Origin of the sequence: Yoonia vestfoldensis SKA53 (genome assembly GCF_000152785.1) — a bacterium.
Lineage (GTDB): Bacteria > Pseudomonadota > Alphaproteobacteria > Rhodobacterales > Rhodobacteraceae > Yoonia > Yoonia vestfoldensis_A.
On the sequence record NZ_CH672414.1, the window covers coordinates 118864 to 143785 of the forward strand.

General features: G+C 55.9%; 22 protein-coding genes, 1 tRNA gene and 1 pseudogene. 7 read left to right on the forward strand and 17 right to left on the reverse strand.

Going from position 1 to position 24922, the window contains the following annotated elements:
• The first annotated feature begins 159 nt into the window (after window positions 1-159).
• The gene (locus tag SKA53_RS00600) at window positions 160-678 is read left to right on the forward strand and encodes an NYN domain-containing protein (RefSeq protein ID WP_007204083.1); all 519 of its coding nucleotides are present in this window, start codon (window positions 160-162) and stop codon (window positions 676-678) included.
• Here the strand turns inward: SKA53_RS00600 and SKA53_RS00605 are convergent.
• The 3 genes from SKA53_RS00605 to uvrB are packed head-to-tail and all read right to left on the reverse strand — an operon-like array spanning window position 658 to window position 3788.
• Window positions 658-1119, reverse strand: a complete 462-nt coding sequence (locus SKA53_RS00605) for a pyridoxamine 5'-phosphate oxidase family protein (protein ID WP_007204084.1) — start codon at window positions 1117-1119, stop codon at window positions 658-660. The two genes, SKA53_RS00600 and SKA53_RS00605, sit on opposite strands and share 21 nt — an antisense overlap.
• Entirely contained in the window at window positions 1116-1541 is a 426-nt protein-coding gene (locus SKA53_RS00610) for a hypothetical protein (protein WP_007204085.1), read from the reverse strand. The genes SKA53_RS00605 and SKA53_RS00610 overlap by 4 nt, the downstream gene beginning before the upstream one ends.
• A gap of 45 nt (window positions 1542-1586) precedes the next feature.
• The gene (gene uvrB, locus SKA53_RS00615; protein WP_040482716.1) at window positions 1587-3788 is read right to left on the reverse strand and encodes an excinuclease ABC subunit UvrB; all 2202 of its coding nucleotides are present in this window, start codon (window positions 3786-3788) and stop codon (window positions 1587-1589) included.
• A 93-nt stretch (window positions 3789-3881) separates the two neighbouring features.
• Between uvrB and SKA53_RS00620 the strand changes: the two genes are divergently transcribed.
• The 3 genes from SKA53_RS00620 to SKA53_RS00630 all read left to right on the forward strand — a co-directional run bounded on the left by SKA53_RS00620 (window position 3882) and on the right by SKA53_RS00630 (window position 5627).
• Entirely contained in the window at window positions 3882-5114 is a 1233-nt protein-coding gene (locus tag SKA53_RS00620) for an aminopeptidase (RefSeq protein ID WP_007204087.1), read from the forward strand.
• Window positions 5115-5185: 71 nt separating this feature from the next.
• Window positions 5186-5497, forward strand: coding sequence for an ETC complex I subunit (locus tag SKA53_RS00625; RefSeq protein ID WP_040482717.1), 312 nt, complete (start codon window positions 5186-5188; stop codon window positions 5495-5497).
• A 53-nt stretch (window positions 5498-5550) separates the two neighbouring features.
• A tRNA-Arg gene (locus SKA53_RS00630) sits at window positions 5551-5627 on the forward strand.
• A 622-nt stretch (window positions 5628-6249) separates the two neighbouring features.
• Here the strand turns inward: SKA53_RS00630 and SKA53_RS15370 are convergent.
• The 3 genes from SKA53_RS15370 to SKA53_RS15095 all read right to left on the reverse strand — a co-directional run bounded on the left by SKA53_RS15370 (window position 6250) and on the right by SKA53_RS15095 (window position 9353).
• On the reverse strand, window positions 6250-6714 hold the full coding sequence (locus SKA53_RS15370) for a hypothetical protein (protein ID WP_207327901.1): 465 nt from the start codon (window positions 6712-6714) through the stop codon (window positions 6250-6252).
• 102 nt (window positions 6715-6816) lie between these two features.
• Window positions 6817-7095 (reverse strand): hypothetical protein, encoded by a 279-nt coding sequence (locus SKA53_RS00640; RefSeq protein WP_040482718.1) that lies wholly within the window; start codon window positions 7093-7095, stop codon window positions 6817-6819.
• Window positions 7096-7676: 581 nt separating this feature from the next.
• On the reverse strand, window positions 7677-9353 hold the full coding sequence (locus tag SKA53_RS15095; RefSeq protein ID WP_165474476.1) for an FG-GAP repeat domain-containing protein: 1677 nt from the start codon (window positions 9351-9353) through the stop codon (window positions 7677-7679).
• A gap of 1019 nt (window positions 9354-10372) precedes the next feature.
• On the opposite strand from SKA53_RS15095, the gene SKA53_RS15765 reads away from it, so the two are divergent.
• Window positions 10373-10744: an HGGxSTG domain-containing protein gene (locus SKA53_RS15765; RefSeq protein WP_040482719.1), complete on the forward strand. Its 372-nt coding sequence runs from the start codon at window positions 10373-10375 to the stop codon at window positions 10742-10744.
• A gap of 211 nt (window positions 10745-10955) precedes the next feature.
• On the opposite strand, the gene SKA53_RS00655 is transcribed toward SKA53_RS15765, so the two are convergent.
• The 6 genes and pseudogenes from SKA53_RS00655 to SKA53_RS00680 all read right to left on the reverse strand — a co-directional run bounded on the left by SKA53_RS00655 (window position 10956) and on the right by SKA53_RS00680 (window position 16772).
• Window positions 10956-12866, reverse strand: coding sequence for a DUF927 domain-containing protein (locus SKA53_RS00655; protein WP_007204093.1), 1911 nt, complete (start codon window positions 12864-12866; stop codon window positions 10956-10958).
• Entirely contained in the window at window positions 12859-13740 is an 882-nt protein-coding gene (locus SKA53_RS00660; protein WP_007204094.1) for a primase alpha helix C-terminal domain-containing protein, read from the reverse strand. The genes SKA53_RS00655 and SKA53_RS00660 overlap by 8 nt, the downstream gene beginning before the upstream one ends.
• A complete protein-coding gene (locus SKA53_RS00665; protein WP_007204095.1) occupies window positions 13740-13934 on the reverse strand; it encodes a helix-turn-helix transcriptional regulator in 195 nt (64 codons plus the stop codon). Before SKA53_RS00665 ends, SKA53_RS00660 begins: the two co-directional genes overlap by 1 nt.
• A 188-nt stretch (window positions 13935-14122) precedes the next feature.
• On the reverse strand, window positions 14123-15328 hold the full coding sequence (locus SKA53_RS00670; protein ID WP_131494562.1) for a tyrosine-type recombinase/integrase: 1206 nt from the start codon (window positions 15326-15328) through the stop codon (window positions 14123-14125).
• 257 nt (window positions 15329-15585) lie between these two features.
• Window positions 15586-15888, reverse strand: a pseudogene (locus SKA53_RS15100) (IS3 family transposase); the annotation flags it as partial.
• Window positions 15889-16064: 176 nt separating this feature from the next.
• A complete protein-coding gene (locus tag SKA53_RS00680) occupies window positions 16065-16772 on the reverse strand; it encodes a VIT1/CCC1 transporter family protein (RefSeq protein WP_007204098.1) in 708 nt (235 codons plus the stop codon).
• A gap of 338 nt (window positions 16773-17110) precedes the next feature.
• Between SKA53_RS00680 and SKA53_RS00685 the strand changes: the two genes are divergently transcribed.
• Window positions 17111-19339, forward strand: a complete 2229-nt coding sequence (locus tag SKA53_RS00685; protein WP_040482721.1) for an NADP-dependent isocitrate dehydrogenase — start codon at window positions 17111-17113, stop codon at window positions 19337-19339.
• Window positions 19340-19405: 66 nt separating this feature from the next.
• Here SKA53_RS00685 and SKA53_RS00690 read toward each other — a convergent pair whose 3' ends face one another.
• The 4 genes from SKA53_RS00690 to SKA53_RS00705 are packed head-to-tail and all read right to left on the reverse strand — an operon-like array spanning window position 19406 to window position 23063.
• A complete protein-coding gene (locus SKA53_RS00690; protein ID WP_007204100.1) occupies window positions 19406-20257 on the reverse strand; it encodes an ABC transporter permease in 852 nt (283 codons plus the stop codon).
• Window positions 20254-21066 (reverse strand): ABC transporter ATP-binding protein, encoded by an 813-nt coding sequence (locus tag SKA53_RS00695; protein WP_007204101.1) that lies wholly within the window; start codon window positions 21064-21066, stop codon window positions 20254-20256. The genes SKA53_RS00690 and SKA53_RS00695 overlap by 4 nt, the downstream gene beginning before the upstream one ends.
• Window positions 21066-22088, reverse strand: coding sequence for an ABC transporter substrate-binding protein (locus SKA53_RS00700; RefSeq protein WP_040483037.1), 1023 nt, complete (start codon window positions 22086-22088; stop codon window positions 21066-21068). Before SKA53_RS00700 ends, SKA53_RS00695 begins: the two co-directional genes overlap by 1 nt.
• 60 nt (window positions 22089-22148) lie before the next feature.
• Window positions 22149-23063, reverse strand: a complete 915-nt coding sequence (locus SKA53_RS00705; protein ID WP_007204103.1) for a fumarylacetoacetate hydrolase family protein — start codon at window positions 23061-23063, stop codon at window positions 22149-22151.
• A gap of 169 nt (window positions 23064-23232) precedes the next feature.
• Here SKA53_RS00705 and SKA53_RS00710 point away from each other — a divergent pair, with 169 nt between their 5' ends.
• Complete coding sequence (locus SKA53_RS00710; RefSeq protein ID WP_007204104.1) at window positions 23233-23925, forward strand: FadR/GntR family transcriptional regulator; 693 nt, start codon at window positions 23233-23235, stop codon at window positions 23923-23925.
• Window positions 23926-23989: 64 nt separating this feature from the next.
• Here the strand turns inward: SKA53_RS00710 and SKA53_RS00715 are convergent, their stop codons facing one another.
• Window positions 23990-24673, reverse strand: a complete 684-nt coding sequence (locus SKA53_RS00715; RefSeq protein ID WP_007204105.1) for a fumarylacetoacetate hydrolase family protein — start codon at window positions 24671-24673, stop codon at window positions 23990-23992.
• Window positions 24674-24922 lie beyond the last annotated feature (249 nt).

A 24922-nucleotide genomic window follows, 5' to 3' on the forward strand; every position in this document is an offset into this window, starting at 1 on the left:
CAGGCTTGTGCATTGCGTCCCACTGTGACCCATCTTGCACCATGATCAATAGGGCCAGATGACACGCAAACATAATGCCAGATTTGCGCATATAGACAGGGCTGGTGCGGATGCGAAAATCCGGTTTGCCATTGCAGGTCGCGCTGATCATATGGGCGGATGATGACCGTTTCCGCCCTGTTGATCCTGCTGCCTGCCTTGATCGGCTTTGTCGTGCTGTTGGCGCGGCATCGCAAGCCAACGCGCCCCGCAGCCGTGATCGCGCGCCATGCCATCGTGGTGGACGGGTCCAACGTGATGCATTGGGGTGGCGCGCCATCGGCCAAGGTGCTCGCGCGCGTGCTGGGCGCGTTGCAGACCAAGGGCTATACACCCATCGTGTTCTTTGATGCCAGCGTCGGCTATCGGCTGGCGGACCGGTATCTTGATGCAGGCGATCTGGCGGGCCTGATCGGCCTGCCCGCGGCACAGATCCATGTCGTGGACAAAGGGGTGATTGCCGACAGTGCGATCTTGGAGTTTTCTGCCCTGCACGGGCTGCGGATCGTCAGCAATGACCAATATCGCGACTGGCGCGTGCAATTCCCGCATCTGCACCGCAAGGGTGCGGTGCTGCGCGGCAGGTTTCAGGATGGTGCGGTGGTCTGGCAGCAGCGGCTAAAGCTCGTCCGCGCGTAACCGATAAGCCTTGCCGAAACCGCCGTTCAGGTCGATGCCGGTGGGCGCCAGCCGGAACATCACGAAATCCGTGAAATCGTAATAAAGCTTGGCCTTCGGCACCGCCGCCAGCCAGATGTCCTTGTGCGCGGGTTTGTCCACCTGTGCGGCCTGCGCGCTTAGCGTCAGGCGCGGATGGGTCAGCGGATCGCCCTTGGCACCCGGCTCGCCCACCAGCACAGCGCAGGCGGGATGCGCCAGCAGGGCCTGCGTATGGGTGGACAGGGTGGAGACCAGCGTCAGCGCGGTCGTGCCGTGCCAGATCAGCCCGACACGCGCGACATAGGGCGCGCCGGTGTCAGGATGGATCACGGCAAGCGCCGCATGGCGCATATCGCCCAACAACTGCCGCACCAGCACGCGGGCGGCATCATCGGTGGGATTGACCGGTTCGCGTTTCATGCAAGATTGGCCGCAGGGCAGGCGCGAAACGCCGCCATCGCGGGGCCAATCCCGTCAAGCGACAGGCCCAAAGTGCTGTCACCCGATGTTGCATAGGCGCGCAGGTTGAATTGCAACCCGTCCAGCACATTGCCGAACCCGCTGTCGGTTACCGTCAGGCTGCGGCGATCAGGGCTAACGCGATGCCGGTCTGTCTGGATGAAAATCGGACGGTTGCCCGCGAAATTCATCGCGAATGTCGGGTCATCCGGCCAAGTGCCATCCGGCAGCGTCAGGGTCACGCTGTATTCGGGCAGGGCCGCATCATAGGTCACGGTGATCAGGCCGTCGGCATCCGTCAGGGTGCAGATCGGCGCAGGCGAAAACTCCCACGCGGCGGCGGGGGTGACGAGTACGAAAAGCGCGCATGTCAGGTGTTTCATGATGGTCCGGCCGATCGTAGGGTGGGGGTACGCCACATGCGCACCTTACTTTTTGGCATATCTGCTTTTGCCACCGCGCATTCCGCCTCGGCCACCGGTGCTGCGGCCCGACGCCTTGGCCGCATCATCAACGGCCTTGTCCACCGCCTGTTGCCGCGCCAACGGGTCGTCGGCGATGGCCAGTTCCACCGCTTCGAGCCGTTTGAGTTCGTCGCGCAGGCGCGCGGCCTCTTCGAATTCCAGGTTCTCGGCGGCCTTGCGCATGTCAGTGCGGATACCGTCGATCACGGTCTTGATATTGCCGCCCGCGCGGCCCTTGTCGATCTTGGCGGTGACGCGGTTCATGTCCACATCGCCTTTGTAGAGGCCCGCCAGAATATCCTCGACGTTCTTTTTCACCGTGGTGGGCGTGATGCCGTGCTTTTCGTTATAGGCCAATTGCTTGGTCCGGCGGCGTTCGGTTTCGCCCATCGCGCGTTCCATGCTGCCGGTGATCCGGTCGGCATACATGATCACGCGGCCTTCGGCGTTGCGCGCGGCGCGGCCAATCGTCTGCACCAGCGATGTTTCGGAGCGCAAGAAGCCTTCCTTGTCCGCGTCCAGAATGGCGACAAGCCCGCATTCGGGAATGTCCAAGCCTTCGCGCAAAAGGTTGATCCCGATCAGCACGTCAAACGCCCCAAGGCGCAGGTCGCGCAAAATCTCGATCCGTTCGATCGTGTCGATGTCCGAATGCATGTAGCGCACGCGGATGCCCTGTTCGTGCATATATTCGGTCAGATCTTCGGACATGCGTTTGGTCAGGGTGGTGACCAGCGTGCGGTAGCCGGCGGCGGCGACCTTGCGCACCTCGTCGAGCAAATCATCGACCTGTGTCTCAACCGGGCGGATTTCGATCATCGGATCGATCAGGCCGGTGGGGCGGATGATCTGTTCGGTGAACACGCCGCCCGTCTGCTCCATCTCCCACGCCGCAGGGGTGGCCGAGACGAACACCGATTGCGGGCGCATCGCGTCCCATTCCTCGAATTTCAGCGGGCGGTTATCCATGCAGGACGGCAGGCGGAACCCGTGTTCGGCCAGCGTCATCTTGCGCCGAAAGTCGCCTTTGTACATGCCGCCGATCTGCGGCACCGACACATGGCTTTCATCGGCGAAAACAATCGCATTATCAGGAATGAATTCGAACAATGTCGGTGGTGGCTCGCCGGGGGCGCGCCCTGTCAGATAGCGTGAATAGTTTTCGATCCCGTTGCAGACACCTGTCGCCTCGAGCATTTCCAGATCGAAATTGGTGCGTTGTTCCAGACGCTGCGCTTCGAGCAGTTTGCCTTCGGCGACCAATTGGTCCAGCCGCATCCGCAGTTCTTTTTTGATGCCGATCACGGCCTGCTGCATCGTGGGTTTGGGTGTGACGTAATGCGAATTGGCATAGATGCGCACCTTGTCGAATGTGCCGGTCTTGGTGCCGGTCAGCGGGTCGAATTCGGTGATGCTTTCCAGTTCTTCGCCAAAGAACGACAATTTCCACGCGCGGTCGTCAAGGTGGGCCGGCCACACCTCCAGACTGTCGCCGCGCACGCGAAACGTGCCGCGCTGGAATGCCTGATCGTTGCGGCGATATTGCTGCGCGATCAGATCGGCGATGATCTGGCGCTGGTCATAGGATTGGCCGGCGTGGATATCTTGCGTCATCGCACCGTAAGTTTCGACCGACCCGATGCCATAGATGCACGACACCGAGGCCACGATGATCACGTCGTCGCGTTCCAAGAGCGCACGGGTGGCCGAATGGCGCATCCGGTCGATCTGTTCGTTGATTTGGGATTCTTTTTCGATATAGGTATCGGAGCGCGCGACATAGGCTTCGGGCTGATAGTAATCATAATAGCTTACAAAGTATTCGACCGCATTGTCGGGAAAGAACCCTTTGAATTCGCCGTATAACTGGGCGGCCAAGGTCTTGTTGGGGGCAAGGATGATCGCGGGCCGCTGGGTCTGTTCGATCATCTTGGCCATGGTGAATGTCTTGCCGGTCCCCGTCGCCCCCAGCAGCACCTGATCGCGTTCGCCTGCCAGAATACCGGCGCTGAGTTCGGCAATCGCCGTGGGCTGGTCGCCTGCGGGTTCAAACTCGGTCTTCAGCACGAAACGCCGGCCGCCTTCCATCTTTTCGCGGCTTTTGACGTCTGGCGCGGGGTTCGCCAGATAGACGGGCGGCGATTTGTCGGTCTGGGCATAGGCCATGGCGGGGATTCCTTTGATTGACCTATAGTTGTTGTCTTTGGTCACTGGATCAAGGGCGACCCTTGGCCTAAGGTCCGGCCAAACGAAAGAGGTATGACAATGATTGATCCTGTAAAACTTGACCGTCTGGCCGAAGTTGCCGTGCGCACCGGCGTGAACCTGCAAAAAGGGCAGGATCTGGTGATCACCGCCCCATTGTCCGCGATTGAGCTTGTCCGCGCGATCACGGTGCATGCCTATAAGGCCGGGGCAGGGATCGTGATGCCGTTTTTCACCGACGAAGCGATCACGCTCGCGCGCTATGAGCATGCCGAAGATGCCAGTTTCGACCGCGCACCCGGCTGGTTCTATGAGGGGTTGGCCGCCGCCTACAAAGGCGGCGCCGCGCGCATGGCGATCACCGGCGACGACCCGATGCTGTTGGCCGATCAGGACCCCGCGAAGGTTGCGCGTCTGTCCAAAGCGACATCCATCGCCGCCAAACCTGCCATGGCCCCGATTGTCGGGTTCGAGGTGAACTGGAACATCGTCGCTTTCCCCGGTGCCGGTTGGGCCGCGCGCGTGTTCCCCGATCTGCCCGTAGAACAGGCGCAGGGCAAGTTGATGGATGCGATCTATACCGCGTCGCGGCTGGACGGTGACGATCCTGTGGCGAATTGGGCCGCGCATACGACAGAGCTGCAAAAGCGTGTCAAATGGCTGAACGACCATGATTTCGCCGCGCTGAAATATACCGGCCCCGGCACCGACCTGATGCTGGGTCTGGCGGATGGGCATATCTGGAAAGGCGGCGCATCGCCCGCGCTGAACGGCGTGGTCTGCCAGCCCAATATCCCCACCGAAGAGGTGTTCACCTGCCCGCATGCCTATAAGGTCGATGGCGTGGTGTCTGCCACCAAGCCTTTGGCGCATCAGGGCAATGTGATAGAAAACATCAAGGTCCGGTTCGAGGCGGGCCGCATCGTCGAGGCGACAGCCACCAAAGGCGAGGCCGTGCTGCAGGCGTTGTTGAACACCGATGATGGGGCCTGCCGCATTGGCGAGGTCGCCTTGGTGCCGCATTCCAGCCCGATCAGCCAGTCAGGCACGTTGTTCTATAACACGCTCTTTGATGAAAACGCGTCATGCCACATCGCGCTTGGCCAATGTTACGCAGATACGATCGAGGGTGGCTCGGAGTATTCAGCCGAAGAATTGCAGCAAAAAGGCGGCAACCAAAGCCTGATCCATGTCGATTGGATGATGGGGTCGGATGCCGTCGATATCGACGGGATCACCAAGACGGGCGAGGTGATCCCCGTCATGCGCAAGGGCGAATGGGCCTGATCAGACATCGGCGGGGCTTGCGAAATCCCCGTTTTTTGCGCATATGACATGCAACGATGAAAGGGCCAAAGATGCGCGCACGAATCTACAAGCCAGCCAGAACCGCCATGTCATCCGGCATTGCGAAAACGCGGTCCTGGGTGCTGGAACATGTGGCCGAGGCCGCGCGCAGCATCGACCCTTTGATGGGCTGGACATCGTCCTCTGACACGCAGGCGCAGGTGCGGTTGTATTTCGACAGCAAGGAAGCAGCGCTGGATTACGCCCACGAAAACGGGATCGAGGCGGTCGTGCAGGACCCCAAATTGCGCAAGCCCAATATCCGTGCGGGCGGCTATGGCGAGAATTTCGCGACCAACCGGCGCGGCGCCTGGACCCACTAAGACGGGTTTCCGCTTGCCAAAACGCCCCAAGCCGCGCCATACCGCCATCAATCGGTCTCATAGCTCAACTGGATAGAGCAGCTGACTTCTAATCAGCAGGTTCGGGGTTCGAGTCCTCGTGGGATCACCATAATATCAATAAGTTACGGGCGATGGAGTCAGATGAATCCGTTTTGGGGTTCCAAATGGGTTCCAAAAACCGCTTGCTAGAGGAGGGTCTGCAGGGCCTCAACTATGATGCTTAGGTCCATGCATGCTGATAAGCGGGCACATCATGATGTTCCTTTGGGGGTTACTTTAACCTTTTGTTAGCCAAATCAATCCTCTGACTCAGAAGGGCACCCCCCTAAATTGCCCCCCCCTACGCGTCAGAACGGCCCTATTTTGTTAGGTCCTCAAAAAGTACGTTTGGTAATTTTGTTCGGGCCCAAGGTCCAAGGCGCTCCGGCCGATGTGACGGGCTTAAGGCAGGTGGTTCGCGGTGCACGGTTCGAGGAACGCGGTCCTTGGTTAGTAGTTAAGCGAAAACGATTTTACGTTCCGCTTTAAATGCGGGTTGCGCTCTCGAAGCGCATTTGCCCCGCCACTTAAACTTTCTGAAAATGATGAAGAGGCCTACTGGTATATGTGTCATCTTGGTTTTGATGAGTTTAAAACTGGAAACCACACTTCAAACACTGATAACTCGCGAATATCGGTCGCTGAACACCATGTATAACGTGAAGTACCCGACCTGAAGCTTGGCTCGATGATCACTGTGTCCGCCGTAACCACCGAAACCCCAGCATCAATATCACCATACAAGCCAGCAACCCGCCAAGGTCACCGATAAAATACGCTGATGCTGATTGGATTTCGAAGCCATAGAAGTATGAAGTGCCTGATACATTGATGATGGATGCAAAGCTGCCCGTCATCAGAATTTCGCGCCACGATGTCAACTTTGCCTGCTCTTGACGAAAATCCATGCCCAGTTTGGCAAACAGCCAGAAACTTGATGTTGCGCAGAAGATACCAAAAAGTGCGCCAAAGAAATAACCGCCAGAAAAACCTGTAGTACCGAACAGATAGGCATGAGTGAGTAAGGCACTGGGAGCTAACAGAAACAATGCACGCCACCCGTAGAGCCAAGCTGTGAGCACGCGAACGCCGTGTGGGAGGAACAGAATGCTTGCGTAATGGACAAACTCAGGAAGCACGAGTGTTTGAACTGGCATCAGAACACCAAACGTGAACGCAAATGCCCCCAGATATACAAAGGAAACGACCGCGAGCGGCAGAAGCCAATCTGATGAAAACGTTGACTGCACTGCGCGGCTTTACCGTTTCACAAAGTAGCGGCCGTCTTGGTGCGGCCCTGCATGTACCAAAAGGTTTTTTTCCACCAGACTCTTCAGCGCGCGATAGAAGGTGGGCCTGGACATCAGTGCCAGTATTGGTTGGTGTTTGACAACGTCGCTGTGTACCAACTGCTTGTCGTCCGCCACAAGGCAAGCTGCGTAGTAAACATCCTTCTGTGGCTGAGGTAGCGTTTCAAGCCCTACCTCAACTTCCATCTGCCAGAGCATATTTCTGAGTGCTGCGATCTTGTGTTCCAACGCAGGGTGACCTTTTGATGTGACCTTTGATGCAGAATACTTAAACTGTCCGCGATTTTAAGTCAAAGGGCGCAAAGTGAGCGTCAACCAAGGCTACCGACAATCTTTTCGAGTACAGCTCTACACCTACCTGCTTCCATCGCCAGGGTCAGGACTCATAACCAAAATATGATCGTTCCCCCAAGGTCTTCCTGCCGGCAATCGCCCTCGCCGCAACCATCATATTTTAGTTATGACTCCAGACCCTGGGCAGCGCAGCATTCAGTGCCAACATCAATCGGACAAAGTACATTTTGCCACGGATACCGCAACGTCAACATCTTCGCGGTGGACTGAGATTAATGAGAAAAAATAAAGATTCGTTATCATACCTCAAGTCGCCATTTTGCCACAACTGCACGTTCCCTTCTTCTTGTTTTTGAAGGTCAGTTCACGTTAAGCCGTCACGAACGTCACTCTCTTATCTTTGAGAATGAGCCTGCTGGAATGATTTTCCAGCAGGCTTATCCACAAAATATCGAAGAAATCAGAGTCTTTAAGAGAATTTTTAAAAATATTCCTAATTCAAGAAAGAAGTGAGGCTATAACACCTCTGCATTGAGGTGTGTAATTAATCTCACTTCATCAAAGCCACCATAAACAACGTTTGCCAAAAGATCGCTCACCCCATCTCCATTAAAATCACCAACCCGAACCTGATTTAGAGAGTTTGGTTCATTTTGATAAAGCATCAAATTGTTCACATCAATATCTTGGCGGTTCACTGGTCGATAAACACCACCTTCATTTATGTATATTGTGTGAGACTTTGTTCCACCTAACTGCCAGTACTGCTCAGGTGTTTGATTTTGTATAATGAGATCGCCTCTGCCATCGCCATTAATGTCTTCTTTGAAAATTCGCCAAATCGCCGAAGTAACTTCGGAGGTTGATCGGTTGCCAGATTGGTCCGGAGTATACACACTTGTTCTATCAACATAGCTACCCCCTTCATTAATGTATATCCCAAAGCCAGACCAGACCCACCCAGAGTTGTTCTGGACATAGTTTCCCACAACTACATCCAGCTCACCATCCTCGTTTATATCAATAAGCTCTATGTTGCTAACGCCAGCCATTGTATTGGTCGCATCGTATGCACCAGTCACTTCATTGGCAGTAAAGGTGCTACGAAATGAATTCCATTCTGCCATTGTCATCTGGTGTGTACCGTAAGTGATCCATGTATAAGATGAGGGATCAAGTGATCCATTAGATAACCCAACGCGAAAAGCGCCCAGGGCACTAGCAGTCTCTGGCGTAGCGCCATTGTTATAAAGTGGAGAAGTGGCGATCACTAGATCAGCAAAACCGTCACCATTCAGATCTGCAATACGTATATCAGAAGTAACGACACCGTCAAAAGATGAAGGGAGGATATTTGCAGTTCGCTCATATTCGCCGGACGAATTCCTCACAAGCACACCGCGATAGCTTGTATCTTGGCTGAAGGCCGTAATACCTGATGCTTCGGAAAGGCTGAAAATCTCAACTATACCGTCTCCATTCAGGTCACCAACAGCACCACCATGATTATATGTCTCACCGCCAATCGCTACGCCGAGAAACCCTGTTCCACCTTGATTGTAATAGATAACATCGCTTTCAGTTCCATCCCAGTTGCCGCCAAGCGCGTCAACATGCCACCCATGTGGTGCTGTAAATGCAACGATATCAAGAAAACCGTCTCCATTAAGGTCGATGATCTCTGTGTTACGGATGGTTCTAACACTCTGATAGCCAGAAACGAGTAGAGTTTCAGAGAAAGTTCCATCACCATTTGATGTCAGAAACTTGGGTGTTGATATCGTATCAGCAAAATCAATTAGAACATCGTCTTTACCATCATTATTAAAATCGGCGACTGCATTGACAAAAAGTAGAGAGTAGTTTTCTGATTGGATCGCGGGTGTCATAGATCCTGATGTGAATACCCGAACACCATCAGTTCTAAAACCGTCCACGGCGTCGAATTGGGTGTTGATGTTGAAACCTGCAGCCGTGTCAGAGAACACTATCGGATTTATCGGTTGATTTCCGCCGGTTTGTCCCTGCGAATAGTTGCTATTAGTATCGTCTGATGATGGGCCGCAGGCTGATACTGAGGCCAGTAATAGACCGGTAGTCGTAGACGAACTTTTAACGCGATTACCGGTCGCAGAAGCCTTCTGAGTTAGCGATACTGCTGTTCCGAGTACCTTGCATTTCTGTTCGATCATCTGCGTTGTTTCCTTCCACCAGTCCGTGTAATCGCTGAGTCTGAGCATGAATGGAGTATCTTTATGATACCGAGTCAAGTCTTTTTTAGGCGAAAGAAGCGCTGATCAAATGCTCTCAGTCGTAGACTAATTTTACGTCACCCGCGCGAGACAGGCCAAACGGTGCCGACAGCTGAGATGGTGCTTCGCAGGACCACCGTGTGGATCTGTTCCCTACGTGGTAGCAAACTCATGGGGCTTAATGCGCCATCACATTTGACGATGGTGCCCAGTTTCAAGGACCTTGGACCACGACCCTCGAACCTTGGCCCGGGGGGCCGTCGGATCATGGACCGAGGACTTCGATATCTGCTTGAGATGGGGGGGTGAGTGCTGCGGCCCCACATTATTGATATAATATAACAAAAGCGCAGATCAGGCAAGCGCTGGGGGGCAAGATGCGGGGTTCGAGGTTGGATTACCGTGACCGCTAGGGAGATGCTGGCGGTGGGGGACGGCGCAGCACTCGGACAGTGGTTTTCGCTCCGTCTAGGAAATCGCGCCCGGCACCCGCGAACACAGCCTAGATTTGCCACCACCCCACCAACGCAACGGGGGTAACTGGAGCCTTTCCATCCCCGCGAAAACGCCGCCAGACGGACCCCCACCCCCCCTTTTTTTTGGGGCCTTGCTGTAGGCAAGCGCCTATACTTGTTTGGTCGCCAAATTCTGTCGGCTGCTTTTTCGTTCGGGTTTGTTGTTGGCGTACAAGTCGTCTCCGTCTGCTCCGGACCGCCCCGTGTATCGGTACAGCGCAGCAGGACCAAGGACCGAGGACCGAGGTGCGGGCTGCGCGTGCCGAGCACTGCGATGCCTTGGCCCACATTCCCTGTCCGAGTAACGTGGACTGGCGAACTTGGCCCTGAGGCAGTCGGATCATGGACCGAGGACCTTGCGCCTCGGACCGCGGTTCTTGGAACTCGGCCCTCGACTGCCATCGCAAATAATGTTACATTATAGCAGTCTTGTTGGGGGTCCTCATGCGGTTTGAAAAAGGTCACAAAATCGGCTCAGCGACGCGCTTCGGACCAGATTGGTCGGGCGAGCGCTGTGGTGCACGAACCAAGGCTGGGACGCCTTGCCAGCGCCCTGCCGTGAAGCAAACGGGGCGCTGCACGCGGCATGGGGGGAAGTCGACCGGACCGCGGACCGAGGAGGGACGTGCTCGGATCGCGGCCGCGCAGACCACGCATGGACGGTTGACGAAAGAGGCCCGCGCAGAGGCCACGCGGTGGGCGCAGGTCGGGCGCGAGATCCGTGCGGAGCTGAGGGATATCGAGCGGGAGGCGATAGCAGGGGGGCTCTTGGCCAAGGATTGGCGGGAAATGTTCGAACCAAAACCGGACAAGTAGTCAGACGATACCAGCCTGTCCCGGTTGCCACAGTCCGCCACAGTTAATCATTTCACGGATATACGTGTAATAACAATACCTTACGGGGTAGTGCCACGGTTGCCACAGTAATGTACATAACCTTCCTAGAAATCTAACTATCTGGATAAACAGTTTTTAGGGGGTGGTATGACATTACTGCGGCGACTGTGGCAACTGGGGCAGTTCGAGGTCAGAATGGTATATCGGCGTCGCCGTGACCGATGGGGCTGGCCGAAGCGCTATCCAAATCAAAGATATCTGCCATACGAAACACGTATACCGACCGCCTAGCACCAAGCACACTGACCTTAGTTGTGTTGCGTGATTTATCGCATCGGCTTAGCAGCCCAGCCTCGCGCAAGCTCTTGGCGATCGCACGCTCGGAAGACCCAAGATGGTTGTCGAGGCCAGATGCAAGCGCCTTGATCACACTGAGGGACGCAGTCGGATCAAGGTATAGCTCTTCGCCATCAACCCATCCAATCCTGGTTCCCATCGCCTCCGTGCGGGTGCCGGACTGGCCCAGGTCCACGTCTCGCCAGCCCAAAGCCCTCGCATTGTCAGGTTTGCCACCACTGCTGCGCTCGATGTGTGCTTTGCCGCTGGAGACGGCCGCACGCATGAGATCCACGAAGCGTTGTGCGTCTGAAGCCTCATGATCAATCGCTGACTGGAGGTCTGCGAGAGCGCATGCTGCGTCTTTGGCGATATCCATAAACCCTTGGGTTACTTGGGAACTGATCTCACCAGCATCGTCTGCAAAGTCAAGGAACACGCGCAGCCCCATCAGAAGATTGGCCAAGTTGTCCTGTGTCCTTGCGTGTCCACTGGCGCCTATATTCTCGCGATCGATTTCCAGCGCCATGCCTATGAATTCATGAAGCGCATTCCGCTTTGACTCCATTGCCAGCCATTGGACAAAGCTTGCCATGACTTTGGCGAGGACGCCGTCTCGAGCGAGCTTTTGCAGCCCACTCAATACGGTGGTGTCTATCGCCCCCCTCGCCACATTGACGATCACAAGCCGGGCCTGCAACGAATGCCCATTCGGGATGTCTTCACCGGTCGCAAGAATGATGCCTCTCGGATGAAAGGCATTTCTGAGTTCGGCCTTTGACGTCATGCGGCTGCGGCCTGCTTGATTGCCTTGCGCGCGCAGAAGCCTCTCTGCGTTGGCATGAGTTTTAGCAACCTCGTGCCGTGTACCGCGGGCGACAAAATCGTCGACGATGAGTAGCGCATCCTTTGCCAAGAAGGCCGTCTTCTCGAGCGCGTTGCCAGTAGACGACCAGTTTGCAGGGAGATTTGCACCATCGAACTTTATGCCCCAAAACCCTTGCAGCACGCCGGCGAAGGCCGACTTGAATGTGCCAGTCGTGCCCTGCAAATAGATAGACAAAGTTGCGGGCATAAAATGGCACAGCGTGGCGCGCATGACACCGCCAAGCAGTACAAGCCCCACGCCGTCCTTCTGTACATCGCGGAATGCGCCCAACAGATCCGCAAGACCCAAGGTGCGAGGATCAGCAGGCGCTGGCAGGCTGAAATCGGCTAGCGACCCTTGCAGCTCGCACCTTGCTTCTTCGTTCAGCCCTTCGGTCCCGATACCACCCGAGGCCGTCAAGTACAGCAACTCATCGTCAAACTTAGCCCACCCTGTGTGCTGGCATAGCTGTACCAGCTCGGGATCAGACCGTTCTTTGATGGCGGCTGCAACATGGTCTCGGTATCGGCTGCCCACGAAAATCTGGGGACTGGCCCCCCACTCTGTGGCGAGCCATTCGAGACGGTCGAATTCGGAGGCAGGGACATCGATGGTGGGCAAAGGATTCCCTGTTTCCATTCTGCCCGACACCGTAAAGTGTCGGGCGGTCGTGAGGCCGTCAGCTTTGACGACCTCGCGCTCGATTTCCGCGGTAAAGTTGCATAAGCGGACAGGTATGGGCTGCTTGTCTTTAACCACCTTAAACATGTGTAAGGCCCCTCCGAAATCTGCGTATTGGCGCTGCGCTTCAACCGCAGCCTCAGCCACTTCCGCCGTCTGGCGAGCGGCCTCGCTGTCAGCTAAAAGCTGCGCGACGAGTGATGTCCGGTCATCCATGGCGCTGGTGCCTCTTTGCAATGGAGCGGACGACACTTTGAACATCGCAGATGTCGAGCGGTGGCTGACAGCACCGCTGGTTGATGTCCAGCAACGCCTTTAGGGTCTGCTCCTCTGTCAGCTTACGAACACCGAGAAGAAAGCCAGCCCGTCGGGCCAGCGCATTGTTGCGCCCTCCCTCTGCGACGGGCGCGTAAAGTTCTGGCAAAACGCCACGGCGCGAATTCGGCTTGCGCTTGTCGGCAAGGGTCTGCCGCTCAGCCGCACGGATCATTTTGCGCAGACCGTCAGGCAGGTACGGTATACCAACCGGTGCAAGTGTTTCGGGGCCTTCGTAGGTCGCTTTTGTCGAAACACCTAGGGCGAGGCCATAATCGCAAATACCTGGAGGAATTGTGATTACTTCGCCCGATCCTTCCACAACAACACCATCCAGTTCCGACAGCGCAGTTCTCAGAAAAGTCTCCTTACCCACGTAGTACAGCATCGTGTGAAACCCACCTTCGAATTTGCCATCCATGATTGCATCGTAGCGGATAGGGCTATCGCATTGAGGACAATAAAAACCTGCGTTTCGAAGCGCGTTAAGGCCACTGTTTTCATCGGAGGTGCTTGCCGTGATCGCCAATAGGCCGGTTTTTGGACCTGTCTTGACCGCTAGGCCAAGGCCCGAGATCTCACATAGAATGAAGTATGTTGCGACGGGATCCTTGCGCTGCTCGGGACTGCGAGGGTCAACGGTAGGCAATCCATTTCTTCTCACTTCGACCGGGAAACCCATCTTTACCCAGTTGGCTGCCGCAAGTGCGACCTCTTCTTGAGGTGCAAGAGTTGATGACATGTGCGGCTGAGGCGAATTGTTTTTGAAGTCCATTAGCGCACCTCCTCTTCAGCTACGCCCAGCAGCCAAGCCTCGATTTTCGCGAGGTCATAGATCGGCACTTGCCCGCTGCGGGGCAAAGGCTGCGGGAAGCCGCGTTCAGCAGTCCAGCGTAAAATGGTGGTCTTTGAGACGCCAAGCTCGTTCAATAGCTCGCGGCGCCCGATAAACCGGGTAATGGTCGACATGTGTCGGCCTCCTTTTTAAGAGAACATGAATTGCCGCTTTCGCGAGGGTAGGGCGGCTGACCATCTGCATGCTGTTAGTTGTGGGTGCATGTCCCCGATTTGAGGCAAAACTCGCTCGCCACGATCTAAACATAGCGCAACACAGCGCACTATGCAATGAATAATTTTTCTAAGTACTTGATTGTGCTCTACTTATTTGAATTCACCAAGTTTTCAACAAGCTGCCCCCAAGCAGCTAAAGCGGCTTCTCGATCCGCCAAATGCTCACCTCTTAAATATACCGCTGTTACACCGCGCACTGTTCCTGAGACGTGGTTCAGGATGCGATCGACTACTACCGGCGTGATCCTCAGTTCCTCGGCCATAAATGTTGCCGCGCTGCGCCGTAAATCGTGAAAACGCCAATCTGAGACATGACTGCGGGCGTCGAGCGCCGCTTTCGCCTTTGAAAAGCCACTGACCGCTGACCGCCCAGTTGTGGTGAATATTAAATCCACGCCGTTCTGTCTGGGGATTGTGGAAAGGAGGGCGAGGGCCTGCGGACTCAGATGCACGATATGAGCCTTACCGTTTTTTGCTCGCTCCTTGCTGATTATCCACCTTGCGCGGTCGAGGTCGAGCTCAGACCATCGCATTCCCGCAACCTCATCACGCCGTTGGGCTGTTAGAATTAAGAGCTGTGTGATGCGTCCAAACGGAAAGCCCATCTGCTCCGCAGTTTCCCAAACAGCACACAGTTCGTCTCTCGATAAGACGCGATCTCGCGATATCTCCACGGCGGGTCTTGGCAGCGCAGCTGCCGGCGATGACATGAGCAAATCGCGCTCGATCGCAAAATTGAAAAATCGGGTGATGAATGCGCGGACACGGTTGGCTTGTGTCAGCTTGCCTCTCTCCGCCACCCGATCAATCACCCGCATGAGATCTGCCTTTTTGATCTGATCGAGTTGGTGCCGCCCTAGAAAAGGAAGGACGTGAAGCCGCATGGCTTGTTCGACTTGCCGGAAGCTTTTCTTGGCGCGCTGCTCACGCGCGTACCACTCCTCTACCGCAGTCTCAAATGTCGCTGGCGCGTTCTTACGGCCAAACGTGCCCTCTTGGATTTCGGATAGCGCAAGACGAGCCGCTTCGCGCGCTTTGCTTAAGCTTATGGCGGGATATCCGCCGAGGGTGATCCGCTTGCGCCGACCATTTTCACGGGTGAGCAACACCCACGACAAAGCACCGCTCGTTGCTACGCGTACACCAAAGCCAGGTTGGGAGGCGTCAAAGACATCGTACCGCTGGTCCTTTGGCCTGAGCGATCGGATGAACGTATCGGTAAGGCGGACCGTTGATAGCTTGGGCATATAGGGGTTCCATACGGGTGCCAAAAATGATGGGCTAGTCTGCATCAGTATGGTACGTAATGGCACATGTTTTCAAGATAAACCGCTTAAAAATAGTATATTATGTATCAATATGGTGCAGCATGAAACAATATAGCAGATAACTTCTAATCAGCAGGTTCGGGGTTCGAGTCCTCGTGGGATCACCATTAAAATCAATGTTGCGGCGTTATCGTAGCAATTCTCTTTCCCACTCATTGAGCCCCGGAAGCCATGTTCGCGCAGGATCTTCTGATAGTCGTCTGAACAATATTGGGCGGATTCAACCGGTCGATCGCGAAGGCACCGCGCTGTTCTTCAACGAACCTGAACCTCACGGCTTTTGGCTCGCGAAGAACTGGGTGGATTTTTGAATATATCCCTGTGCTTCTTGAGGATGCGGTTCTCGCGCCGAAGTCGTTCATTCTCCCGCGCAAGCTCGCGATCCGCGGGCGATACCACATCCGTGTCGCGGTGCGCGGTCACCCATTTGTTCAGGGCCAAAAGCCAATACCAAGATCGTTGGCAACCTGACGCCTTGTTAGCCTGCGTGTCAGTGCAATTCGCACCGCATCCTGCGATGACACATATTTATGGTGATTTGGCGGAAAACGCGCGCTTTGTGGCTGCCTTCAAGACCGCATTACGCAGGATTTGGGCCGATGGCATGTCTGCTGCGATCCAAAACTATTTGAGCCGGTAAATCTGTACCGCAGCGAAAGTCTGGGCCTTGTGCTTGGACATTGGATGGATTGCCGCGCGCCTAGATGCTGACCTCAAAAAGGGCGCCAACGCATGCGGTGATTGCCATCGCCGCCGCGCCCCAGAATAGGACCCGTGCGGTCGCGCGCGGTTTCGGGGCGCCACCAATGTGCGCACCAAGCGCGCCAAGACCAGCAAGGCAGATCAGTGTTGCGATGACGACTGTCGGAAGAATTTTGTCGCTTGGCGCCAAGATCGCGGCGGCCAGCGGCAATGCTGCGGCAACGGTAAAGGTGAACCCCGAGGCGATCGCGGCCTGCAGCGGATTGGCTGTATGCACTTCCGACAGGCCAAGTTCGTCACGCACATGGGCACCAAGCGCATCTTTTTCACTAAGCTCTCGCGCGACCAAAGCTGCTGTTTTCTTTGTCAGTCCACGGGATTCGTAGATTGATGCAAGTTCCGCCTCTTCGGCCGCTGGTGTGTCGATCAAAGCCTGTTGTTCGCGGGCAATATCTGCGCGTTCAACATCGGACTGCGAGCTGACAGATACATATTCGCCCGCTGCCATCGACATTGCACCAGCAGCAAGCCCAGCAGCGCCTGCGACGAAAATGGCTGTGGGCTCTGGGGTCGCCGCCGCGACACCGACGATCAAGGATGATATCGAAACGATGCCATCATTTGCGCCGAGAACGGCAGCACGGAGCCAACCAGCCCGATTGATATAATGCACTTCTTCATGGGCGGGCTCATAAGGCATGTTCATGGAAATCTCTCATTTCTGATCGGCGTCAGGCGTTGCGCCGGCGTTGAATAGATGCACAAAAGCGGCGACTTTTGCCTGCGATAAGTGAAACGAGGCTGAATGTCGTCGCTGTTAGCTCAGCAATTTTTTGCACAATAGCAAGGCCAAGTCATTGCCGTTCCCATTATCGCCGCGCGCAGTCCGTCCTTGGTCCGCCAGCGGGGGGCGGCTCGCCGGTGGTGTAAAGGTCATCGGCTGGCGGTGTACAATGGTATACTTGCATTTTGCACGCATTTGGCGCATTGGATGGCAAAGGCCTGAACAGCCCAGATTCCCATTTGAAAGATCGGAACAGTCCCATGACGAACAATGCAACGCCAGATATCATTTACACCAAAGTTGACGAAGCACCCCAGCTTGCCTCGGTATCGCTTTTGCCGGTTATTCAGTCTTTTGCCAAAGCTGCTGGTGTCAGTGTCGGGGTCAAGGATATTTCGCTTGCTGGCCGGATTATTGCGGCATTTCCTGAAAATCTGCGCCCCGATCAACGCCAGCCCGATGATCTGGCCGAACTGGGGCAATTGGTGAAATCACCCAATGCCAATGTCATCAAGCTGCCGAATATTTCCGCCTCTGTGCCGCAGCTTGTTGCGGCTGTGAAAGAATTGCAGGCCAAAGGCTATGCCATTCCCGATTATCCGCAAGACCCTGCGAATGACGCAGAAAAAGCCATTCGCGCGCGGTTTGATGCGATCAAAGGGTCGGCTGTGAACCCGATCCTGCGCGAAGGCAATTCGGATCGTCGCGCGGCTGTTGCGGTCAAGAATTACGCGATGTCCAATCCCCATTCGATGGGTGCATGGGCGCCTGACAGCAAGACAATCGTGTCGACGATGGCGGGCAATGATTTCTTTTCGAATGAAAAATCCGTCACGCTGACCGCTGAACAAGCCGGTGACGCACGGATCGAATTGGTCGGCGCTGATGGCAGCATCACGGTGCTCAAAGACAAAGTGTCTTATACGGCCGGCACAGTGGTTGATGCGACGTTCATGTCGGCCAAGGCGCTGGATGCGTTTTTGGCGGAACAGATCACGCTGACGAAAGACGCGGGGATTTTGTTTTCGATCCACCTGAAGGCCACGATGATGAAGGTGTCCGACCCGATCATCTTTGGTCACGCGGTCAAAGTGTTTTTGCAGCCGATGTTCGATACCTATGGCGCGACATTGGCCGCGGCGGGGATCAGCCCCAATTCGGGCCTTGGTGCTTTGCTGGACCAAGTCGCCGCCTTGCCGCAAGGGGCCGAAATTCTGGCCGCGATTGATGCGGTCATGGCCGAGCGCCCCGCGCTTTACATGGTGAATTCCGATAAGGGTATCACCAACCTGCATGTCCCGTCTGATGTGATTATTGATGCCTCAATTCCTGCCTTGATCCGCGCAGGCGGCAAAGGCTGGGGCCCCGATGGCAAAGCGGCTGACACCAATTGCATCATCCCCGACAGTTCTTATGCGCCGATCTATGACGAATCCGTGGCCTATTTCAAAGAAACCGGCGCGCTTGATCCGCGTACGGCAGGCACGGTGCAGAACGTCGGGTTGATGGCGCAAAAGGCCGAAGAATACGGGTCCCACCCGACAACGTTTGAAATTCCCCATGCAGGCACGGCGCGCATTGTCTTTGCCAATGGTGACATCGTGCTGGAACATGCGGTGGAAGCGGGCGACATCTGGCGGTCAGCATCGACCAAGCAGGCCCCGATCGAAGATTGGGTAAAGCTGGCGATCAGCCGTCAAAAGGCCGAAGGCTGTCAGGCGATCTTTTGGCTAGACGCCGCGCGCGCGCATGATGCGGAGCTGATCAAATATGTGGAACCGATCCTTGCTGCCGCTGGTGTGGCTGACAAATTCCAGATCATGACGCCGCGTGCGGCAACGCGTGTGTCATTGGAAACGATCCGCAAGGGCAAAAATTCCATTGCCATCAGTGGCAATGTCTTGCGCGATTATCTGACCGATCTATTCCCGATCCTGGAGCTTGGCACATCGGCCAAGATGCTGTCGATCGTCAAGCTGATGAACGGTGGCGGTATGTTCGAAACCGGCGCAGGCGGGTCTGCCCCCAAACATGTGCAGCAATTGGCCGAGGAAAACCACCTGCGCTGGGATTCGCTGGGTGAATTCTGCGCGCTGGGCGAGAGCCTGAAATTCCTTGCTGAAACCAAAGACAACGACAAGGCGCGCATTCTGGGCAATGCCGTTGATCGGGCAACGCAGGGTGTGTTGGACAACAACAAATCACCCCAAGCCAAAGTCGGCCAGACCGATAACCGCGCCAGCCATTATTTCTTTGCCCTGTATTGGGCGCAGGCGCTGGCAACCCAGAACGAGGATTCAAGCCTGCTTGCGACCTTTGCGCCGATTGCCCGCGCCTTGGAAGAAAACGAGGCTGCGATCCTTGCAGAACTCAGCACTGCCGAGGGCAAACCGGCTGATCTGGGCGGGTATTACCTGACCGATGCCGACAAAACCGAAAGCGTGATGCGGGCATCGCCGACCTTGGTCAAGATCCTGAGCGTTCTGTAAGCGGATCAATCGCGCCTAAAATAAAGGCTGGCCTTGCGAAAGCAGGCCAGCTTTTTTCGTTGGCGGTTACTTTGACACCGTGTCGCGGTGCCAGAACACGATCCTGCGCTGCGCGAATGTGACAAGGGCATAAAGCCCAAGGCCAAGGATGCTCAAATACAAGATCAACGAAAACACCCGTGGTGTATTCAGTTGTGACGCCGCAACGCGGATCAATTCACCAAAGCCTTTGCCGCCGCCAAGGAATTCTGCGGTGATCGCACCGGCCATGACGCCGACTGCGCCGATTTTCAGGCCGGTAAAGATTTGTGGCAGCCCCATTGGCAGTTTCATCTTGAACAGGGTTTGCAGGCGGCTGGCACCCATCGTCTTGAACAACATCCGCGAATTTTCATCCGTCGCATGCAGGCCCGCGGCTGTGCCGACCACAATCGGGAAGGTCGCAATAAAGGCGGCAAGCGCCACTTTGGATTCGATGCCAAACCCGAGCCACGCAATGAACAAGGGCGCAAAAGCCACTTTGGGCATTGTATCAAGGGCGACCAGATAAGGCATGATCGCGCGTTCGCCAAAGGCGGTTTCGCCCACCAAAATCCCCAGCGAAAAGCCGATCGCCATGGCCAGCGCAAAGCCGTAGATTACCTCTTTTGTGGTGATCCATAGCGCAGACAGCATGTAATCACCCGTGAGCAGGTTTTTACCGACAAAGATCATGTCGTTGAATGTCTCGACCGGTGTTGGCAGCACGATGCTGGACACAAGGTTAAAGCTGGTGGCGATCTGCCACAGGCCGACAAAGACGGCAAAGACGAACAGCATCAGAATGCTGCGCGGTATCTGATCGACAAAAGATGTGTGTTCCACCCATACCGTGTCGGGGGTGACGTTTTCGTCTGTGTTGAGGTTTGCATCGCTCACATCGCTTCTCCCTTGTCCAAAAGTCCGCGAATGTAATTTACGGTCTCGCCAAATTTCGGTGTCGTCATCATATCAAGCGTGCGCGGACGCGGCAGATCAACGGTTACGACCTCGGCCAGACGACCGGGGCGTGGTTTCATGACATAGATATCATCCGACAAAATAACCGCCTCTTGGATCGAATGGGTCACAAGAAAGGCGGTGGCGTTTTGTTCGGTGCAAATCCGCTGCAATTCCATATTCATCATATCGCGCGATAATTCATCCAGCGCACTGAACGGTTCATCCAGCAACAAGACCGCAGGTTCGGTAATCAGCATCCGGCAGATCGAGGCGCGTTGCGCCATGCCACCGGATAATTCATTTGGAAAGACGTCTTCAAAGCCATTCAGCCCGACGATATCCAACAGGGCGCGTGCCTTTTCCTTGGCCTTTTCGGCAGCAGCGCGACCGTCACGAATTTCGATTGGCAGCACGATATTTTCAATCGTGGTCCGCCATGGGAACAGCGTTGCTTGCTGGAACATCATGCCGATGTCACGGCGGGTGCCGGTGACGGGTTTGCCCTGCAAGACAACGCGGCCCTTGGTCGGCGGGATCAACCCCGCCATAATTTTCAGAAGTGTTGATTTTCCGCAGCCACTCGAGCCGATCACAGATGAAAAACTGCCTTTGCGTAAGGTCAGGCTGACGTCATCAAGGGCAATCACGCGGTTGCGTGCATAGGTCTTGCTGACATGGGTCAACTCGTAGACGGGCGCGCCCAAGGCGGGTTGCACGTCAGACGTGGCTGCGGAAATTGTCGTCATTACTTCATCGCCTCATGCGCCATAGCGGTGAATTCGTTGGTATAGGCTGCGGTCAGATCGGGCAGGGGTGCCGCCAGATCGCCACCTGACACAAGGCTGTCTTGCCATTCTTCCCAAACCTCTGGGGGCTGGTAGCCAAGACCGTTGGTCATATCGACGGGGATCGTTTTTGAACGCACCGCGTCAAACAAGGCCGACTGGAATTGTACATCTTCGCCTTCTTGCGGGTTGGCGTCTTTCAGATGCGCCAGCACGGTGTCGCGGTTGGCATCGTCCAGCGCAAAGGCGTGACCACGCGCAAAGGCGCGCACAAAGCCTGCGACCAATTCAGGGTCGGTTTCGATCACATTGCCCATTGTGGCAATGCCATTGCCAAAAAAGCGGGCGAATTCGCCTGGTGTGATGTCACGCACAGCCATGCCGCGCTGGTTAAGGATCGCCGCATCCGCCGTCGAGGCCGAATAGGCATCCATCGCGCCGGTGGTAAAGCCGACGGTCGCAGGGCCGCCATCACCCACGGTCAGGAATTCGTAATCGGTGCCTTCGGTCAGGCCGGAACCGGCCATGACATTGCGGGCGAAACCAACTTCGGCACCATCGGCGGTGCCGGTGCCGATCACTTTGCCACGCAGACCTTCGGGGCCTTGAATATCGGAATCGGCACGCACGACGACGCCAAAGTTACTGCGCGCCGCGACGTTATAGATGAAGACCGCATCTTCGCCACGCGCCCGCGCCGCAAGAACAGGGCCGGGGCCGGGGCGGCCAAATTCGGCCTGACCGGCGGCCAGTGCTTGCAGCACTGCGCTTGAACCGTTGATCGATTCAACGGTGACGTTCAGGCCTTCTTCGGCAAAATAGCCTTCGCCGATTGCGACGAAGACGGGAAACGAGTTGATCGCCGATGGGCTGGGCTGAACGAATGTGACATCGCGCAAATCCTGTGCCATCGCGACAGTACTGAGTAAGCCGAAGACAGGAACGGTCGCCAGCAACTTTGTAAAGGTTCTTCTGGTAGTCATTTGGGTCTCCTCCCGTTGTGTTTGGTCGTTGCCGCCCGGTTGACCGGATGGCGCCATGCGTCATGCGTTGCGCACGGTATTTGCCAGTTGTCCGATCTGGGACACGTCACAGACAACTTGATCCCCCGCTTTCAAAAACTGCGGCGGGTCCATCGCATAGCCAACGCCCGACGGTGTGCCGGTTGCGATGATATCGCCCGGTTCCAAGGTCAGACCCTCGGACAGGGATGCGATCAGCGTTGGAATGTCGAAAATCATATCAGCCGTTTTGCCGTTTTGGCGTTGTTGGCCGTTCACGCTGAGCCGGATTGACAGATCATGCGGGTTCTTGATCGCGTCTTTTGTGACGATCCAAGGCCCGATGGGGCAGGACCCATCAAACCCTTTTCCTTTGAAATACTGTCCGCCATGGCGGCGCTGGACGTCGCGGGCGGTGATATCATTCAAAATCGTATAGCCGAAAACGTGATCAAAAGCATCGGCTTTGGCGATGTTGCGTCCGGGCTTGCCGATGATGACGGCCAGCTCCACCTCGTAGTCGATGTCTTGGGATATCGTGGGGAAGATCAGCACATCACCACCAGGTGCCACGACAGATGTCGGTGGTTTGGTAAAGAACACCGGATGTTCGGTGACGCCGACTTTGATGTTTTGGGCCTTTTCGCCTTCGGCGATATGTTCGGCGTAATTGCGCCCGACGCAAAAGATGTTTTTGCGCGGATCAGGGATTGGCGCCATCAGCACAGCGTCAGACACGACGGCATGTGCATGCTGGCCGCTGTCGGCTTGGGCCACAAGGGCGGCCACACCAGCCATTGCCGCATCACCGCCTTGGATCAGCGATTGCAGGCTGTCTGCCTCCACCTTTGTTTGTGGATCGGCGGCGGCTGCTTGGGCGATGTTCAACCATGCGCCGCTTGCCAGTTGCGCCGCAGCGGCGGGTTTTCCGCCGATTAAAAGTGTCGCCAGTCTCATCAAGATTCCCCCGTGAAAATTCATGCGGGCTGATCCCTGACGCGATACCGAACCATCATACATGCAGCATGATGGCCTCACGACCGCCGGCGGGAACCCACTTGCTAATATCAAGATGGTTTTGTATTCCCGAAATCAATCAACCAATATGCGGATTGGTCGGAACGCGATGTCAAAGACCGAAATACTTGTCCAGCGCGTCAAACAGATGATCGACAGCCACGGCTATGCCCATAGCGACAGGTTGCCGTGCGAACGCGAGATGTGCCAAACCTTGGGGGTGACGCGCAACCAGCTGCGCCGCGCTTTGGCCGAACTGGAAGGGCAGGGGCTGATCTGGCGGCATGTCGGGCGCGGCACATTCCTTGGCGCGCGACCGGTGCTGAACCTAGAGGATGTCACCTATCTGCGCGATCGGGTAAAACCTGCGCAAGTGGTGTCGGTGCGTTTCACGATCGAGCCCGAGCTGGCGCGGCTGGCCGCGATTTACGGCAAAAAAGCCGATCACGAGGAAATCCAGCATTGCGCGGATCGCTGCCGTAATGCACCAGATTGGCGCGGCTATGAGGCGTGGGATAATAAACTGCATCACGCCATTGCGCGGGCATCACAAAACCAGTTGCATCTGTATTACTTCGAGACATTGAACGTCGTGCGCAGGTCGGTGGTTTGGGGCCAGCCGCGCAAGACCATCAAACCTGCCGATGGTTATTCAAGTTTCCATGAACATGACGTGATCGTGCAAGCGATCCTGACCCATGACGCAGATCTTGCAGCGCACTCGATGATGGATCATTTGCGATCGGTTTATAGCCGGATCTTGCCGTCGATGAATTTGGATATCCCCAAGGAATATGCCTGATAAATCGGGGCTTATCGGCACCCACGCCCGCATCAAACAGGCCGTGGGTGCGTTTGGCGCCGTTTTAGGTCACGGTGACGGTCAAGCTGCCCAATCCGGCAATTTCCATTTCCATCACATCGCCTTTGACCACTGGGCCGACGCCTGATGGTGTGCCGGTCATGATCACATCGCCTGCAGCCAGTTCGAAATATTCCGACAGATAGGAAATCATCTCGGAGGTCTTCCAGATCAGCTGGTTCAGATCGCCTTGCTGGCGCAATTCGCCGTTAACTTTCAGGGTGATCGCGCCGCTGTCCAGATGCCCGACTTCGCTGACAATGTGGATCGGGCCAATCGGGGCAGAGCGTTCAAACGCCTTGCCGATTTCCCAAGGCCGCCCTGCTTTTTTCATCTCGCCCTGAAGATCGCGGCGCGTCATATCCAGCGACAGCGCGTAGCCATACACCAGATCAAGCGCATTCTCGACCGCGATATTCGTGCCGCCCGCCTTGAGAACGACGGTCAATTCAGCCTCGTGATGGACATCGGATGTATGGGGGGGATAGGGGAATGTGCCGGTGCTATCCAGATTATTGGGGTTTTTTTGGAAAAAGAACGGTGCTTCGCGGTCAGGATCATGACCCATTTCAATGGCATGGGCGGCATAATTGCGCCCGATGCAATAGACACGCCGCACAGGAAATGACCCGCCCGAGGCCACAGGTATTGTTGTGACAGCAGGCAATGGGATGACAAAATCGGACATTCTACCGCTCCAGTTTTTGTGATTTCACGCACACTAGTAGATAGCGCGCAGCGAGAGATCAATCTGACCAATGCTGTAATTGGTTGTTGACGAAGCCGATCAATGGCCGCGACTGCCAAGTGGTATCAAGCGGACGGGGGCGTTCACGGTGTGCGGTTGGGCGATGTGGCGAAGCCGCGGGCAGGCGGCGCGCTTTGTCAGGTTTGGAAGACCGGCTGTGGTGCAATTGGTCTCAGGGCGGGTCTTCGT

Excerpts from the sequence above, each read along its gene's own strand:
- SKA53_RS00600 (WP_007204083.1), top strand. The coding sequence starts at position 160 with ATGATGACCGTTTCCGCCCTGTTGATCCTGCTGCCTGCCTTGATCGGC.
- SKA53_RS00605 (WP_007204084.1), bottom strand. The coding sequence starts at position 1,119 with ATGAAACGCGAACCGGTCAATCCCACCGATGATGCCGCCCGCGTGCTG.
- SKA53_RS00610 (WP_007204085.1), bottom strand. The coding sequence starts at position 1,541 with ATGAAACACCTGACATGCGCGCTTTTCGTACTCGTCACCCCCGCCGCC.
- uvrB (WP_040482716.1), bottom strand. The coding sequence starts at position 3,788 with ATGGCCTATGCCCAGACCGACAAATCGCCGCCCGTCTATCTGGCGAAC.
- SKA53_RS00620 (WP_007204087.1), top strand. The coding sequence starts at position 3,882 with ATGACAATGATTGATCCTGTAAAACTTGACCGTCTGGCCGAAGTTGCC.
- SKA53_RS00625 (WP_040482717.1), top strand. The coding sequence starts at position 5,186 with ATGCGCGCACGAATCTACAAGCCAGCCAGAACCGCCATGTCATCCGGC.
- SKA53_RS15370 (WP_207327901.1), bottom strand. The coding sequence starts at position 6,714 with ATGCCAGTTCAAACACTCGTGCTTCCTGAGTTTGTCCATTACGCAAGC.
- SKA53_RS15095 (WP_165474476.1), bottom strand. The coding sequence starts at position 9,353 with ATGATCGAACAGAAATGCAAGGTACTCGGAACAGCAGTATCGCTAACT.
- SKA53_RS15765 (WP_040482719.1), top strand. The coding sequence starts at position 10,373 with ATGCGGTTTGAAAAAGGTCACAAAATCGGCTCAGCGACGCGCTTCGGA.
- SKA53_RS00655 (WP_007204093.1), bottom strand. The coding sequence starts at position 12,866 with ATGGATGACCGGACATCACTCGTCGCGCAGCTTTTAGCTGACAGCGAG.
- SKA53_RS00660 (WP_007204094.1), bottom strand. The coding sequence starts at position 13,740 with ATGGACTTCAAAAACAATTCGCCTCAGCCGCACATGTCATCAACTCTT.
- SKA53_RS00665 (WP_007204095.1), bottom strand. The coding sequence starts at position 13,934 with ATGTCGACCATTACCCGGTTTATCGGGCGCCGCGAGCTATTGAACGAG.
- SKA53_RS00670 (WP_131494562.1), bottom strand. The coding sequence starts at position 15,328 with ATGCAGACTAGCCCATCATTTTTGGCACCCGTATGGAACCCCTATATG.
- SKA53_RS00680 (WP_007204098.1), bottom strand. The coding sequence starts at position 16,772 with ATGAACATGCCTTATGAGCCCGCCCATGAAGAAGTGCATTATATCAAT.
- SKA53_RS00685 (WP_040482721.1), top strand. The coding sequence starts at position 17,111 with ATGACGAACAATGCAACGCCAGATATCATTTACACCAAAGTTGACGAA.
- SKA53_RS00695 (WP_007204101.1), bottom strand. The coding sequence starts at position 21,066 with ATGACGACAATTTCCGCAGCCACGTCTGACGTGCAACCCGCCTTGGGC.
- SKA53_RS00700 (WP_040483037.1), bottom strand. The coding sequence starts at position 22,088 with ATGACTACCAGAAGAACCTTTACAAAGTTGCTGGCGACCGTTCCTGTC.
- SKA53_RS00705 (WP_007204103.1), bottom strand. The coding sequence starts at position 23,063 with ATGAGACTGGCGACACTTTTAATCGGCGGAAAACCCGCCGCTGCGGCG.
- SKA53_RS00710 (WP_007204104.1), top strand. The coding sequence starts at position 23,233 with ATGTCAAAGACCGAAATACTTGTCCAGCGCGTCAAACAGATGATCGAC.
- SKA53_RS00715 (WP_007204105.1), bottom strand. The coding sequence starts at position 24,673 with ATGTCCGATTTTGTCATCCCATTGCCTGCTGTCACAACAATACCTGTG.